Genomic DNA, 12,414 nt, shown 5'->3' with positions numbered 1-12,414 from the left:
GATTCGCTAGGACGACTCCGATGACGGTGTGCGCGGCAGCCGCACCGTGAACGTCGTCCCGGCCTCGGGCGAACTTCGCACGCCGACTTCGCCGCCGTGCGCCGTCACCAGCGCCTGCACGATGGACAAGCCGAGCCCGGTGCCCCCGCTGCTGCGGGCGCGGGAGGTGTCGGTGCGGTAGAAGCGTTCGAAGACGCGTTCGGCGTCCTCGGCCGCCAGCCCGGGACCCGTATCGGCGACCTCGAGCAGCACGTCGTCGGGGCCGGGAGTGAGCAGCACCGTCACCTTCGCGTCGGGCGCGGTGTGCGTGAGTGCGTTGTTCAGCAGGTTGCCCAAGACCTGACGCAGCCGCGCCTCGTCGCCGTTCACTTCGAGCGTCCCGTCACCAGGCTCGATCTTCAGCTCGATGGTGCGGATGGGCCCCTCGGAGTGCCCGGCGGTGACCACGGCGCGTGCGTTGTGCACCCCGTCGCTGGCGACGGCGAGGAGGTCGACCGAGCCGAGTTCCAGCGGGCGCTGGGCATCCAGCCGCGCGAGCACCAGCAGGTCTTCCACGAGCACGCCCATTCGCCGGGACTCGCGCTCGATACGATCCATCAACGCGGCGGGGTCGTTGACGGCGCCCTGCCGATACAGTTCGGCGAAGCCGCGGATCGTGGTCAACGGGGTGCGCAACTCATGACTGGCGTCGGCGACGAAGCGGCGCATGCGCTCTTCGGACCGGCGCGCAGCCTCCTCCGAGGCGGCGGTCGTGGTGAACGCGCGCTGAATCTGTGCCAGCATCCCGTTCAGTGATCTCGACAACCGGTCGACCTCGGTGTTGGTGTTGCCCACCGGCACCCGACGGTGCAGGTCGCCCCGCGCGATGGCCGCGGCGGTGCTCTCCACCCGGCGCAGCGGCCGCAGACTGCCCCCCACCACGAAGTACGCGAGCACCGCCAGCACAGCCAGGACCACCGCACCGACTATCAGCTCGAGCATCACGAGCCGGTGCACCGTATCGGTGTTCTGGGTGAGTGGCAGCGCCACCGTCGTCGTGCCCTCCGGTGTGGGCAGCGTCAGCACGCGCCACTGGATCGCTCCTCCGTTCACCGAGTCGACGGTGTACGGGCCCGACGGCGGTGTCGCGGGCAACGCAGGCTCGGAGTCGACAGCGAACGCCGGGACGAGGAACCCGCTCCCGTCGGCGCGCACCGACCGTACGTAGAACTGGCTCGGGGTATGGCGCGGTTCGGGCGGCGGCACCGGTAGCGGCGGACCGCGCCGCGACCATTCCATCGCACCCCTGCGCAACTGCTGGTCGGTGCGGTCGGTCAGCTGTTTTTCCAGGCCCGAGGTGACCACCATGCCGGAGACCAGCAAGCCGAGGCCCGCCGTGAGCACCAGCAGGAACATCAGCGTCACGCGCAGCGGAACGGCGGACAGCAGGCCGGAGACCTTCGCACGCGCGCCGCCGATCCGGCCCCGGCTCATGAACCGCTCTTACGATGAGGAGCGCGCATCACGTAACCGACGCCGCGTAGCGTGTGGATCAGCCGCGTATCGCCGGTGTCGACCTTCTTGCGCAGGTAGGAGACGTAAGTTTCCACCACGCCGACCTCGCCGCCGAAGTCGTAACGCCAGACGTGGTCGAGAATGCGCGGTTTGCTCAGCACGGTGCCCGCGTTGACCATGAAGTAGCGCAGCAGCGTGAACTCGGTGGGCGAGAGCGCGACCGGCTCGCCCGCTTTCCACACCTCATGGGTGTCGTCGTCGAGTTCGATGTCCTCGAAACGGATGCGCGAACTTTCCCGCTGTGGAGCGGCGTGCCCGGCGCGGCGCAGGATCACCCGCAGCCGGGCCACCACTTCCTCCAAGCTGAACGGCTTGGTGACGTAGTCGTCGGCCCCGAGAGTGAGACCGGTCACCTTGTCCTGCACGTCGTCGCGCGCGGTCAGGAACAGCACGGGCGCGTCGATCCCGTCGGCGCGCAACCTACGCAGCAGGCCGAAGCCGTCCATGCCGGGCATCATCACATCCACGATGAGCGCCTGCGGACGGAAGCTGCGCGACTTGTCCAGCGCCTGCGCGCCGTCGGTCGCGGTGTCCACTTCGAAGCCCTGATAGCGCAGGCTCACCGCGAGCAGTTCGACGATCATCGGCTCGTCGTCGACCACCAGCACCCTGGCGTCGGGTGTCTGCTGCACGGGAGCGCCACTCATGGCTTCATCGTCCGGTATCCGGCTGCGATGTGGCTGGGCCGAAACTGGGAGCTTCCTGTGAACGTCCGATTCAGCGCGGCTCGCGGTCCTCGGGATAGACGTCGTCGTCGGTGAGCAGCGCGCTGCCCGCGACCTGATCCTGCGCGAGTGCGTCGAGGAAGGCCCGCGCCCAGCGATCCACGTCGTGAGCCAGCACCTGCCTGCGCAGCGAGCGCATCCGCCTGCGTTTGACGTCGCGCTCGTCCTCCAGCGCCGAGACGATGGCGTCCTTCACGTCGTCCAGATCGTGTGGGTTGCACAGGTAGGCCTGCCGCAGTTCGGACGCGGCGCCGGTGAACTCGCTCAGCACCAAGGCGCCGTTGAGCCCGCTGTGGCAGGCGACGTACTCCTTGGCGACGAGGTTCATGCCGTCGCGCAGCGGCGTCACCAGCATCACGTCGGCGGCGACGAAGAACGCGACCAGTTCGTCGCGCGGGATCGGACGGTGCAGGTAGTGCACCACCGGGTGGCCGACCCGGGCGAACTCGCCGTTGATCCGGCCGACCTGGCGTTCGATGTCGCCGCGCATCTGGATGTAGCTCTCCACCCGCTCGCGACTGGGGGTGGCCAACTGGATCATGACCGTGTCGGCGGGATCGATCCGGCCCTCGATGAGCAGCTCCTCGAGCGCGTTCAGGCGGATGTCGATGCCCTTGGTGTAGTCCAGCCGGTCCACGCCGAGCAGGATGTTCTTCGGGTTGCCGAGTTCGGCCCGGATCTTGGCGGCGCGCTCGCGCACCGACCTGCGCCTGGAGTGCTCGTCCAATTCGGCGGAGGCGATGGAGATCGGGAACGCGCCGACCCGCACGGAGCGGAAGCCGACCTGGACCACGCCGAGCTTGGAGCGCACGCCGACCGAGCCGCGCGAAGTCGGCTGACCGGCCAGCCTGCGCGCCAGGTAGAGGAAGTTCTGTGCGCCGCCGGGCAAGTGGAAGCCGATGAGATCGGCGCCGAGCAGGCCCTCGACGATCTCCGTGCGCCACGGCATCTGCATGAACAGTTCGACCGGCGGGAACGGGATGTGCAGGAAGAATCCGATGGTGAGATCGGGCCGCAGCATGCGCAGCATCTTGGGCACCAGTTGGAGCTGATAGTCCTGCACCCACACCGTCGCGCCTTCGGCGGCGACCTTGGCGGTGGCCTCCGCGAAGCGCCGGTTCACGGTGACGTAGGCGCTCCACCACCTGCGGTCGTAGACCGGCCGCACGATGACGTCGTGATAGAGCGGCCACAGTGTGCCGTTGGAGAAGCCTTCGTAGTAGTCGGCCACCTCGTCGGCGGACAACGGGACCGGGTGCAGTTCGAGCCCGTCCTCGATGATCGGGTCCACGTCGACGTTCGGGACGCCCGCCCAGCCGACCCACGCCCCCTTGTTGTTGCGCAAGACCGATTCCAGCGCGGTCACCAGACCGCCCGGGCTGCGCTTCCACCGGGTGCTGCCGTCGGGCAGTCGTTCCAGGTCGACCGGGAGCCGATTGGCGACGACGACGAAGCCGGAGCCTGCGCTCGTGTTCTCCGCCGCGGCGTCGGCAGTCGAGGTGTCTCTGGCGTGCTCGGAGTCGTCGGACGGATTCATCTGGTCCACTCACGCATCCTTTGCGCGTCGCTGTATCCCGCTGGAGTTGTGTAGTCGACGTCGCCGTTGGCGTCGAGAACGAGGTTATTCGCCTCGAGCGTTCGGTCCAATACCCAACATGGACAACAACATCCGGCATTCGTCCGCGTCCTCGGCGTAGGCCGCGACCACTCGCTGCGCCTGACGCGCCGTTTCGTCGGCGAGTGGTTCCAGATCGTCGTCCGCAATGTCGTTGGCGCTGCCCTTCGCGGCCATCGTCAAGTCCTCCCGGCTCAGTCCGCTCTTACCCTGCGAAAAGTCAATGGTATGCGACGCTGGGAAGTGCGCCCGCCGGGGCGGTTGCGCAGCGGCGGCACGCGTCGCCAGGACACCCGGTCGATGCGCCTTCCCCGCTCGCGCCCCTATACCGTGGGGAGCGCAGCACCAACTCCACGAAAGGGTCGACATGCCGCTGGCCACGGTGAACGGGATTTCCCTCAACTATCAGGTGAAGGGTGACCGCGCCAAGGGTTCGGCGCCGCTGGTGGTCATGATCATGGGCACCGGCAGTCCCGGCCGGGTGTGGGAGCTGCACCAGGTTCCGGCGCTGGTCGCGGCCGGTTACCGGGTGTGCACGTTCGACAATCGGGGGATCGCGCCGTCGTTCGAGGCCGCCTCCGGCATGACCATCGACGAGCTGGTCGCCGACACCGCCGCCCTGATCCAGTTCCTGGACGAGGGCCCGGCGCTGGTGGTGGGCACCTCGATGGGGGCGCGCGTGGCGCAGGAGCTGGCGCTGGCCCGCCCCGATCTGGTTCGCAAGGCCGTGTTCATGGCCGGGCACGGGCGGCTGGACCAGTTCCAGAAGACGCTCTCGCTGGGTGAACACGAACTGGACGCGAGCGGGGTGAAACTGCCGCCGAAATACGAGGCGGCGATCACCGCGGTCATGAATCTCTCGCCCGCGACCATGGCCGAGCCGAACGCCGCGCGCGACTGGCTCGACCTGTTCGAGTTCACCGGCGGACCGGTCTCGCCCGGCATCCGCGCCCAGCGCAGGATGGATCACGATTTCGACCGGGTACAGGCCTACCGGGCGATCCGGGTGCCGTGTCTTTCGATCGGATTCGCCGACGACCGGATGATTCCGCCGTATCTGTCCCGGGAGCTCGCCGAGGTCATTCCGGGTGCGCGGTACCAGGAGGTACCGGACGCCGGGCATTTCGGATATTTGGAGCGGCCGGAGGCGGTGAACAAGATTCTCCTGGACTTCTTCGCGTCCTGATGGCGAGTCGGCCGAGGTGCGGGCGTGGGTAACCGCCCAGGCGTAACGTCTTGCTTGCTAGTGTCGAAACAACGCTCGGGGGTCTCTCGGCGCCAGGGGTTGGAAGCAACCCGGCACCGTGCGAACCAGGAGCGATCCCGTACATAGCGCCAGTATCCAGTGAGGTGAAATTGAGCACCAACCCCTTCGATGATGAAGACGGCCGCTTCTTCGTCCTGGTCAACGACGAGGAACAGCATTCCCTGTGGCCGGCCTTCGCAGAGGTTCCGGCCGGATGGCGGGTCGTGTTCGGTGAGGACAGCCGCGCCGCCTGTGTCGAGTACGTGGAGAAGAACTGGACCGACATGCGTCCGAAGAGCCTGCGCGACGCCATGGCCGCGGACGACGCGGCGCGGCAGGGCTCTGCCTGATCCGCCGCGCCTTCGGCGCGGCGTGTGCGCGGCTGGCTGACGGCTCGCGTCCGAGTGACCCCCGCTTGCGACTTCGTCGCGAGCGCGGCCACTCGGCCACGGGCCGGGCCGCGAACACAGCAGATGCTGGATCTCGCTTCGCTCGGAAGCGGTTGTCGGCTGGCATGGTCGCGTTCGGTGCCCGAACGCGGATTCCGTTGTGATGTGGACGGGGTGCCGGGCTATGATGACAACCGCTTTCCCGCCTCCTTAGCTCAGTGGTAGAGCACTCGCCTTGTAAGCGAGCGGTCGTCAGTTCAATCCTGACAGGGGGCTCCACCAGCCGCTGCGCGGCTGTAGCTCAGTGGTAGAGGCCGCGCCCGATGTTGTAAGCGAGCGGTCGTCAGTTCAATCCTGACAGGGGGCTCCACCAGCCGCTGCGCGGCTGAGCTCAGTGGTAGAGGCCGCGCCCGATGTTGTTTCGATCAACCACAACCACTTGCGCGGGCTGAATTATCAGACGCCAACTGCTACCGCGTAGTGCTGATGCTTCAGAGTCATCGTGCGCACGAACTCCAGTACTGGAGTCGAGGCGTCCACGCCCAGCTCTGCGAGGCTGGTTCCGGCCGCCTCGGTGGGATTCGCCGCCAACGAACCGCCGATCGCGTACAAGGCGACCAGGTCGGAGCCGTTCAGCACCATCCAGATCGCGTCGTACGGAGTGATCTGGTCGAGGAGGAAAGCGAGATCGTCGCTCGGCTCGCAAACAACAGCGACAACGTCGCCGCTCGCTCTGGTGTGCTCGAACAGTCGCTCGAACTCAGCGACGTGACGGTCGGCGAACAGTGGCACAAGCACGTCGAATGCCTCGGAGCGGTCGAGTTGATGCTCGTCGAGCGCGGTACGGATGAAGACACCGGGAACGATCGGCCGCTCTGTGTGCTCACAGATTTGGGGCAGAGCTGCAGGCTCCACGTCGAGTGCGAATGCAAGAGCTTCGCGGTAGTCCGAGGCAACGCGAACCGTCGAGATCTTTACTGCTTTCACCGGTTTGGCCAGCAGACCAGGTCCTCCACCGCGCCGAACCGCTTCGCCGAGCACGCGCTGCCATGGTCGCAGAATGCTGCGCCGAGCCGGTGATCGCATCCAGTCAGCGTCGCTTCGCCGCACCCACGATGTCGTGCAGTGTCTCCCGGACTCGCTGTCCGGGTGCGAGTCTCCGCGTCCCAGCACACCCCGCGGAGGCTCGGAGCGGGTGGAGCGCATCCGAGCCGCTGTCGAGCAATCCGTGGGCTGCGGCCGGGATCCGGTCGCGCCACCGGCGTCAGCACGCAGCGAATGAAACGCCGCTCGACGGCGTTCGGTTCGAATTCGTCGCAAGTATTCGGCACCGCAAGTCCGACTGGAGGGTCCAGTGCAACGGCCGACCAGTTCGACATTCGGTAGCGAACAGTCAGCACATCTGATCACCGACTGACGAGCATGTTTCCGGCTACGAGTCTGTTTGTAGTCTGGTGTGCGCAAACATTTCCCGCGACGAGCCTGTTCAGATTACGCGCAAACACCGGATGGGCCACGAATGAGACATCGCGGCATACTTCGCGCACATTCGGGTCACTCTAGCTGTGTCGGGATCTCCATCTGTCGAAAGTTGCTTCAGATGTACGAATACAACGCGTTGCCGCCGACCGTTGCGCTGGCTCGTACGACCCGGGGAGCGCGGGATGACTGAACTGATCGACTTCTCCGCCGCGCTCATCGAGCCGCAAGCGATCAAAGACGCCGGATACGCGGGCGTCATAGGCTACTTCAGCGATTCCCGCCCGGGCACGAATTTCGGTGCGAAGCCGCTACGGCGGGAATACTGCGACCGATTACGCGCCATCGGGCTCGAGATAGTGACCAATTACCAGTACGGCAAGGGGGAGACGTCGGACTGGAAAGGCGGTTACGACGCGGGCGTGCACCACGCGCGGATCGCGCTCGACTACCACCTCGCGGCGGGCGGGCCACGCTTCCGTCCGCTGTATGCCCCCGTTGACGCGAATCCGTCGCTGGCCGAGTGGAATTCACTGATCGCGCCGTTTCTCCGGGGCTGGGCATCGGTCGTGGGGCTGGAATGGACCGGCATGTACGGCAATGCCAGATGCATCGACTGGGCGCTGGAGGACGGCGTCGCAAGGTGGTTCTGGCAACACAACTGGTCCGGTGATTCCTCGATCAACGGCGACCATCCCGCCGCGCACTTGCACCAGATCCGCATCGACGCCGACCGGGTCGGCGGCGTCGTCGTGGATGTCGACAAAGTTCTCGCCGACGACTACGGCCAATGGTCGAAGGCGACTCCGAATTCAGGTGGACCCATGCAAAAGCCCGATTACGTCGAATTGGACCGGATGGGCGACTCCGCGTCCAGCCGTCACGGTGCGCGCGTCGAAAATTTCCTGCTGCACACCCAGGAAGGCAACGGAACGGCCGAGAGCCTGGCCAACTACCTCAACAATCCGGCGAACGGGGTGAGCTACCACTACACCGTTCGCGATCGCGTGGTGGTCGACGTGGTCGACACCGACCTGGCCAGCTGGTCGGTGCTGGACGCGAACTCGTTCACCATCAACCTCTGCTTCGCGGGCAGCCGCGTCGCATGGAGCCGGGACGACTGGCTGCGCATCCGCGACGACCTCCGCATCGCGGCCTGGCTCGCCGTGCAGGACGCGCGCAAATACGGGTTCGACACGTATGTCATCGAGCCGCCTTATCAGCGGCGCCAGGGCATCTCCGACCACAAGTACGTCACCGAGTGTCTCGGGATCGGCACGCACACCGACGTGGGACCGAACTTCCCCTGGGACGTGTTCGCCGACGACGTGCGCGGTTTCGCCACCGGCGAGCCGGGCGGCTCGGAGCCGAACGCGATCAACGACTCTGCGGCCGCGAATCCTTGGCTGGGTAACCGGATCACGCAGGGTGAGATCACGACGCCGGACGGCGCGGGCCGCTTCGTGCAATTCGAGCACGGATATATCTATTGGCATCCGGACACCGGCGCCCACCCCATTCCCGAGACGCTGTGGGGAAAGTTCGAGGAATTGGGCTGGGAGGCGGGACGGCTCGGCTACCCGATCACCGATCGCACCATCACGCACGGGTCGGACGGCGCCACGACGGGCGAGGTGCAGGGGTTCCAAGGCGGGGCGCTCTACCGGAGGCAGTCGAGCAACAGCGTCTACTGGGTGCACGGTGCGATCCGCGACCGCTGGAACCGCTCGGGTTACGAGAACGGGCCGCTGGGCTGGCCGACGACCGACGAGATCCCCTGGGACACGGGTACCTACCAGGACTTCGAGCACGGCCGGATCTACTGGACCCCGGCGCAGACACTGGCAACGGTCGCGGTCGGCGGGGTGGACACTCCGCTGCACGACGTGCAGTGAGAGTAGCGCCGCCGCACGTCTGATCAGGATCTCGGCCATCGCCGACGGTGGCTTCGATCTGGCGGTGCCGTCACGGCATCCATCGTGCGGTCATGGCGCCATAACCACCCAGAGTGGGAGAGGGGCGAAGACTGGACAGACGGAGAGGTTCGCGGTTGAGTGCGGCTTACCGGGTGAACTAGGCTGGGCCGCGCTGGCTGAGGTCATGTTGGAGTGGGGGAATCGTTGTGTTCGAGGTCAATCCGGAGAGCCTGCGGACGGCGGCGCACGCATTAGCTGTGTTGCCGTCAGAAATCGATGGAGTTGCGGCCTTGGGCGCCGATCGGGACGCCTCCCGGGAAAACTGGCGGTAATCGGTAGGCAATGACAACGATTTCAGGAGAGATACCGTTGGAATTCGATATGTCGAAGCTGACGCCCAGGGAACACGACTTCGTGGACGGGGCTCTGGCCAGCTGGGTCGGAGTATCGGCAAGCGCACCGGTCCCGGTGCTCGCACTGGGTTTTCGCGACCGTGACCAGTTCAAGGATGAAACCATCAGGCTCCGTCATGCGGTCCACAACGGAGCCATGCTGACCGAGGTCGAGACAGCCAGGGTGCTTTTCCTCAGCGAACTGGCCTTCGGCAGCGACCTGTTCGGCGCAGGTGTCGAGTTCCAACTCGTCAACGCGATGCGTGACGCCGAAGCGATCACGATCCTGCGTTCCCTGCAACGGAAGCTCTATACCCGCGCCGGCGCCGAAGCGCTCTTCGAGCCCGAGCTGTACGCACCCGAATAAATCCGAGCCAGGAGATGGGCTTGCCGGGATCGGGAAGCCGAACAGCGGAAGGTCCGGCCGCGAGCCGCGGTCGGACCTCGCCGTCGCGCCGCACCGCGATTCAGTCGGGGACGTTGCCGCCGTAGCCGAGGTCGCGCAGCGCCTGCTTGATCTTGGTCTGCGCCTCGTCCAGCGACTCCGGGCTCGGATTCGGGTCGGCGCCGGAGATGTCGAAGTCACCGAGCGTGAAGGCCGGGAACACGTGCACGTGCAGGTGCGGCACTTCCAAACCCGCGATCAGCAGACCGGCGCGCGGCGCGTCCCAGGCCGCGCGGACGGCCTGTCCGATCTTCTGGGCGACGGCGGTCAGCCGGGCGAAGGTGTCGGTGTCGATGTCCTGCCAGTGGTCGATCTCCTTGCGGGGCACCACGAGAGTGTGACCCGGTGTGACCGGGGCGATGGTGAGGAAACCGACGAACTCGTCGTCCTCCCAGACGAAACGGCCCGGGAGTTGACCGGCGATGATCGCGCTGAAGACGGAAGCCATGTCCGGCAGCGTAGACCGGTCCGTGCGGCGAGGCGCCGGACCGCCCCGGGCTAGACCGCGACGAAGTGCGACAGGATGCCCTGCACCTCGTAGATGTCCACCTGCCGGTTGAACCGCTTCAGCAGCGGCTCGTCGCTGCCCGAGATCCAGATGGCCAACTCGGCGTCCAGATCGAAGGTGCCCGCGGTCTCCACGGAGAAGTGGGTGATCGCGCGATAGGGAACGCTGTGGTAGCTGACCTTGCGGCCGGTGACGCCCTGCTTGTCGATCAGCACCAGGCGGCGGTTGGTGAACAGCATCGCGTCGCGGATCAGCAGATACGCGGCGTAGACCTGTTCACCGTTGCCGAGGAGCTTGGCGTACTCCTGTTGCGCCTGCCCCGGATCGATCCGGCCGGCGTTGCCCATCAGTCCGTCGATCAGACCCATTTCAGCACTTCCTTCGGGTGCTCCGGGGGCACGAGTGGTCGGACCCCGCTCATGCCGGAAAAGGACACGGTGGTCGAGGTGGGCCGTGCGCCGCCCCACATCCGTTGTCCCCTTTCATCATCCCCTGCGCGCGCACCGGCAGCGGCGAAGACGCCGAACGGCTCGTTTAGGCTGTCTGCCGTGCGTGTACTCGTCATCGGTTCCGGAGCCCGTGAACATGCCCTAGTCCTGGCCCTGCGTCGGGACCCCGCGGTGACCGCGCTCTTCGCCGCCCCCGGCAATGCCGGGATCGCCCAGCACGCGCAGGTCCGCCCGGTTGACCCGTGCGCCGCCGAGGACGTGGTCGGGCTGGCCACCGAGGTGGACGCCGACCTGGTGGTGATCGGCCCCGAGGTCCCGCTGGTGCTGGGCGTCGCCGACGCGCTGCGGGCGGCGGGCATCCCGTGCTTCGGCCCGTCGGCCGCGGCCGCCCGGATCGAGGGCTCGAAGGCGTTCGCCAAGGATGTGATGGCCGCGGCGGGTGTGCGCACCGCGCACAGCGAGGTGGTGGACAACCCGGCCGAGTTGGACGACGCCCTCGACCGCTTCGGTCCCACCTGGGTGGTGAAGGACGACGGTCTCGCGGCGGGCAAGGGCGTGGTGGTGACCGCCGACCGTTCCGCTGCCCGCGAGCACGGGGCCGAACTGCTCGAGCAGGGCCACCCGGTGCTGCTGGAATCGTTCTTGGACGGACCGGAAGTCTCGCTGTTCTGCCTGGTCGACGGCGAGACGGTGGTTCCGCTGCTGCCCGCGCAGGACCACAAGCGCGTCGGTGACGGCGACACCGGACCCAACACCGGCGGCATGGGCGCCTACACGCCGCTGCCCTGGCTGCCCGCGCAGACGGTCACCACGATCGTCGAAGACGTGGTGAAACCCGTTGCCGCCGAGCTGGTGCGGCGCGGCAGCGGCTTCTCCGGCCTGCTCTACGCGGGGTTGGCGATCGGCGCGGCCGGGCCCGCTGTGGTCGAATTCAATTGCCGCTTCGGCGATCCCGAGACACAAGCGGTGCTGGCGTTGCTGGACAGTCCGCTCGGTGAGCTGCTGTACGCCACCGCCACCGGCACGCTGGCGCAGGTCGCCCCGCCGCGCTGGCGCGACGGCTCCGCGATCACCGTGGTGCTCGCCGCGGAGAACTACCCGGGGCGGCCGCGTCTCGGCGACGCGATCACCGGCGCGGGCGAAGGCGCGTCCGACGAGCACGCGACGGTGCTGCACGCGGGCACCGCGCAGCGCGAAGACGGCGCCCTGGTCTCCACGGGTGGCCGGGTGCTGAACGTGGTCGGCGTCGGCGCCGACCTCGTCGAAGCCCGCACCCGCGCCTACGACCGCATCGCCGCGATCAAACTACCGGGCAGTCACTACCGCACGGACATCGGCTTGGCAGCCGTCGAGAACCGCATCGAGGTCTGAGCCCGCGCGGGCCCCACGGTCGCACAGCCGGACCCTCGGGTCGAGCCCGCTCGGTCGACGCACGCCGTGATGGCAGCACACCAGCCGGTCGGGATGGGGGATCGAGCCGCTGATCCTGCTGCTGATGACAGCCTGATTCGCAGCGCCTACGCGCTACCTGGCCGACTGGAGGCCGCACCCGCGAGGGGCCGGGCCTTCTGCCGGCGGGTGCGCCCGTAGCCGATGCGGTTCGGCCCGGGTGCGGCGCGGTTCAGCCTGGGTGCGTCGCGGTTCAGCCTGGGTGCGGCGCGGTTCGGTCCGGGTGCGGCGGTTGGGCCCGGGTGCG

Annotated in this window: 12 protein-coding genes and 1 tRNA gene; 6 read left to right on the top strand and 7 right to left on the bottom strand. The window is 67.3% G+C overall.

Translation table 11 applies throughout. The annotated features are described in order from the left end of the window. Positions 1-6: 6 nt before the first annotated feature. The 4 genes from ACT89H_RS12755 to ACT89H_RS12740 form a co-directional block, all read right to left on the bottom strand. Positions 7-1,473 (bottom strand): sensor histidine kinase, encoded by a 1,467-nt coding sequence (locus ACT89H_RS12755; protein WP_445108761.1) that lies wholly within the window; start codon positions 1,471-1,473, stop codon positions 7-9. Continuing rightward, complete coding sequence (locus ACT89H_RS12750; RefSeq protein WP_445108760.1) at positions 1,470-2,201, bottom strand: response regulator transcription factor; 732 nt, start codon at positions 2,199-2,201, stop codon at positions 1,470-1,472. Before ACT89H_RS12750 ends, ACT89H_RS12755 begins: the two co-directional genes overlap by 4 nt. Positions 2,202-2,271: 70 nt before the next feature. Then, positions 2,272-3,816, bottom strand: coding sequence for an alpha,alpha-trehalose-phosphate synthase (UDP-forming) (locus ACT89H_RS12745; protein ID WP_445108906.1), 1,545 nt, complete (start codon positions 3,814-3,816; stop codon positions 2,272-2,274). Between the two features lie 84 nt (positions 3,817-3,900). After that, positions 3,901-4,071, bottom strand: a complete 171-nt coding sequence (locus tag ACT89H_RS12740; RefSeq protein ID WP_169334155.1) for a hypothetical protein — start codon at positions 4,069-4,071, stop codon at positions 3,901-3,903. A gap of 190 nt (positions 4,072-4,261) precedes the next feature. Between ACT89H_RS12740 and ACT89H_RS12735 the strand changes: the two genes are divergently transcribed. From ACT89H_RS12735 to ACT89H_RS12725, 3 genes are all read left to right on the top strand, one after another. Beyond that, positions 4,262-5,080 carry an alpha/beta fold hydrolase gene (locus ACT89H_RS12735; RefSeq protein WP_445108759.1) on the top strand — a complete coding sequence of 273 codons (819 nt, stop codon included), beginning with the start codon at positions 4,262-4,264 and terminating at the stop codon, positions 5,078-5,080. A gap of 170 nt (positions 5,081-5,250) precedes the next feature. After that, positions 5,251-5,490, top strand: a complete 240-nt coding sequence (locus tag ACT89H_RS12730; RefSeq protein WP_039794945.1) for an MbtH family protein — start codon at positions 5,251-5,253, stop codon at positions 5,488-5,490. Positions 5,491-5,733: 243 nt separating this feature from the next. Continuing rightward, positions 5,734-5,808, top strand: a tRNA-Thr gene (locus ACT89H_RS12725). A gap of 177 nt (positions 5,809-5,985) precedes the next feature. On the opposite strand, the gene ACT89H_RS12720 is transcribed toward ACT89H_RS12725, so the two are convergent. After that, positions 5,986-6,615, bottom strand: coding sequence for a hypothetical protein (locus tag ACT89H_RS12720; protein ID WP_445108758.1), 630 nt, complete (start codon positions 6,613-6,615; stop codon positions 5,986-5,988). A gap of 578 nt (positions 6,616-7,193) precedes the next feature. On the opposite strand from ACT89H_RS12720, the gene ACT89H_RS12715 reads away from it, so the two are divergent. After that, on the top strand, positions 7,194-8,903 hold the full coding sequence (locus tag ACT89H_RS12715; RefSeq protein WP_445108757.1) for a glycoside hydrolase domain-containing protein: 1,710 nt from the start codon (positions 7,194-7,196) through the stop codon (positions 8,901-8,903). 402 nt (positions 8,904-9,305) lie between these two features. Then, positions 9,306-9,683, top strand: a complete 378-nt coding sequence (locus ACT89H_RS12710) for a hypothetical protein (RefSeq protein ID WP_445108756.1) — start codon at positions 9,306-9,308, stop codon at positions 9,681-9,683. Positions 9,684-9,783: 100 nt separating this feature from the next. Here the strand turns inward: ACT89H_RS12710 and ACT89H_RS12705 are convergent, their stop codons facing one another. Together ACT89H_RS12705 and ACT89H_RS12700 are read right to left on the bottom strand one after the other, a co-directional pair. Then, a complete protein-coding gene (locus ACT89H_RS12705; RefSeq protein WP_445108755.1) occupies positions 9,784-10,209 on the bottom strand; it encodes an HIT family protein in 426 nt (141 codons plus the stop codon). Between the two features lie 50 nt (positions 10,210-10,259). Next, on the bottom strand, positions 10,260-10,637 hold the full coding sequence (locus ACT89H_RS12700) for a PH domain-containing protein (RefSeq protein WP_445108754.1): 378 nt from the start codon (positions 10,635-10,637) through the stop codon (positions 10,260-10,262). A gap of 180 nt (positions 10,638-10,817) precedes the next feature. Here ACT89H_RS12700 and purD point away from each other — a divergent pair, with 180 nt between their 5' ends. After that, positions 10,818-12,089 (top strand): phosphoribosylamine--glycine ligase, encoded by a 1,272-nt coding sequence (gene purD, locus ACT89H_RS12695; protein WP_445108753.1) that lies wholly within the window; start codon positions 10,818-10,820, stop codon positions 12,087-12,089. Positions 12,090-12,414 lie beyond the last annotated feature (325 nt).

Source organism: Nocardia aegles (assembly GCF_052545135.1).
Note: the sequence above shows the minus strand (reverse complement) of the source record. Positions and strands in the feature narration are given on the sequence as shown.

Coding starts and splice junctions, on each gene's coding strand:
- ACT89H_RS12755 (WP_445108761.1), bottom strand. CDS start 1,473: ATGAGCCGGGGCCGGATCGGCGGCGCGCGTGCGAAGGTCTCCGGCCTG.
- ACT89H_RS12750 (WP_445108760.1), bottom strand. CDS start 2,201: ATGAGTGGCGCTCCCGTGCAGCAGACACCCGACGCCAGGGTGCTGGTG.
- ACT89H_RS12745 (WP_445108906.1), bottom strand. CDS start 3,816: ATGAATCCGTCCGACGACTCCGAGCACGCCAGAGACACCTCGACTGCC.
- ACT89H_RS12740 (WP_169334155.1), bottom strand. CDS start 4,071: ATGGCCGCGAAGGGCAGCGCCAACGACATTGCGGACGACGATCTGGAA.
- ACT89H_RS12735 (WP_445108759.1), top strand. CDS start 4,262: ATGCCGCTGGCCACGGTGAACGGGATTTCCCTCAACTATCAGGTGAAG.
- ACT89H_RS12720 (WP_445108758.1), bottom strand. CDS start 6,615: ATGCGATCACCGGCTCGGCGCAGCATTCTGCGACCATGGCAGCGCGTG.
- ACT89H_RS12715 (WP_445108757.1), top strand. CDS start 7,194: ATGACTGAACTGATCGACTTCTCCGCCGCGCTCATCGAGCCGCAAGCG.
- ACT89H_RS12710 (WP_445108756.1), top strand. CDS start 9,306: ATGTCGAAGCTGACGCCCAGGGAACACGACTTCGTGGACGGGGCTCTG.
- ACT89H_RS12705 (WP_445108755.1), bottom strand. CDS start 10,209: ATGGCTTCCGTCTTCAGCGCGATCATCGCCGGTCAACTCCCGGGCCGT.
- ACT89H_RS12700 (WP_445108754.1), bottom strand. CDS start 10,637: ATGGGTCTGATCGACGGACTGATGGGCAACGCCGGCCGGATCGATCCG.